The sequence below is a fragment of the Streptomyces sp. NPDC057543 genome (genome assembly GCF_042801895.1).
Lineage (GTDB): Bacteria > Actinomycetota > Actinomycetes > Streptomycetales > Streptomycetaceae > Streptomyces.
Genome location: NZ_JBHVFF010000586.1, coordinates 1 through 1,400, shown reverse-complemented (window position 1 = coordinate 1,400; position 1,400 = coordinate 1). Strand labels below are relative to the sequence as shown.

General features: G+C 67.6%; 1 protein-coding gene and 1 pseudogene. Both read right to left on the bottom strand.

What is annotated here, in order from left to right; genetic code table 11:
- Positions 1–91: 91 nt before the first annotated feature.
- The gene (locus ACFU8Q_RS41480) at positions 92–607 is read right to left on the bottom strand and encodes a DUF6879 family protein (RefSeq protein WP_384465401.1); all 516 of its coding nucleotides are present in this window, start codon (positions 605–607) and stop codon (positions 92–94) included.
- A gap of 544 nt (positions 608–1,151) precedes the next feature.
- Positions 1,152–1,400, bottom strand: a pseudogene (locus ACFU8Q_RS41475) (transposase); the annotation flags it as partial.

The following is a 1,400-nucleotide window of genomic DNA, read 5'->3' as shown; positions in this document are numbered from 1 at the left end:
GCACCGCACAGCGAGCGCCTCGCGGGCCCCCTGGGCGCTGGACGATGGGGAAGCGGTTGTCATGAAGTGGCGGCCCTTGGTTGTGCGTCGGTCAGATGCAGTAATCAACGTGCGGAACGGCCAGGTCCCACACCGAGCGGAACGCCTCGGTGCATAGTTTGACCGCACTGAGGTCTTCGGTGTGCTCGGGCTCCAGGGCCTGGCCGTCACCGGAGAAGACGTTGAAGCGCACGACCTGGTCGTCGATGAGCCAGAAGTCGTTGCCGGGCAGCGCGAGCGTGGAGGCGCGGCGGCGGGGCAGCCAACGGACCTCTTCGCCGGCGCGGAGGTTGGCGTCGGTGATGGCGTGCTCGAAGCGGATGTACTCGGAAACGACCCGGACCCGCCGGACCTTCACCCCGCGGGCAACGGTCCGCTCCACCAACGGCAGCCAACCGCCCCAGAACTCCGAGTCGTCCGCAGGCACGCTGCCGTCCCTCAGGAACGCCTCAAAGACCTCCCGCTCCTCCCCCACGGCGTAGACGTCGCACCGTTCCAGGTGCAGGGCATGGTGCTGGGCGGAGTCGAGCAGGTCCTCAAAGCTGGGGGCCGACGGCTTCTGCGGCATCACACGCCTTCCTGATCTGCGACACTATCCGGGCCGGGATACGGATGACCGTCTCGTCGTCCGCGGGCGAACTGTCCTGACTGCAGGCGGAGCGCGTCGCCGCGTCGACCGCCTTGCCCTGCAGGACCAGTTCCGGCCCCTACGCGGTGTCGGTGTCCACCCACACTGCGGGGCAGTTTCCTCCACCGGAGTTCGGGTCCGTGCCGAAGAAAAGTAACGCCGTGATCGCCTCCGAAGCGAGCTGGTTGCGTGGAGTTGCGCACCGACCGTCCCGCAGTCTGGTGTCGGCGGTCAAGGGCCGCTCAGGGCCGGGGCGCAGTACGTACAGCGGTTCGATGGCGCAAGGCGGTCTTGTGTCCTTTCCGGTGCTGCTTGAGGCTGAGCCCGACCAACATTGAGGGGGCCCGGGATGGGATGGTCGAAGGCGAACAAGCCCGCGGCGTGACAAGGAGCCGCGGCAGGAGCGGTTCCGCATCGACGACAGAGTCGTCAGTGAGGAAGAGATCCTGGCGGCGGGAGCGCAGTTAAGTGATCACGTGGACGATCACGGACGGCTGCTGTTCATGGATTCGCCCGCCCTCGGGCTGGGGCAGGTCGCCACCGGCATCGACCCGGCCACCGGCACCATGCAGACCAGCGATGGCGAAGACCCGATGCCGGTGGCCCTCTTGGAGCCGGAGCGGGCGATGATGTCCCGTACGTCGTAGCCGGCGTCCACCACGATCAGGATCTCCGGGTCGCCGTCTTTCCACTGTCCGGCCGCCATCAGCCGCTCGACGAGCTCGCGCATCTG

What these genes read in the sequence shown, in the direction of transcription:
- ACFU8Q_RS41480 (WP_384465401.1), bottom strand. Translation starts at nt 607, where the DNA reads ATGCCGCAGAAGCCGTCGGCCCCCAGCTTTGAGGACCTGCTCGACTCC.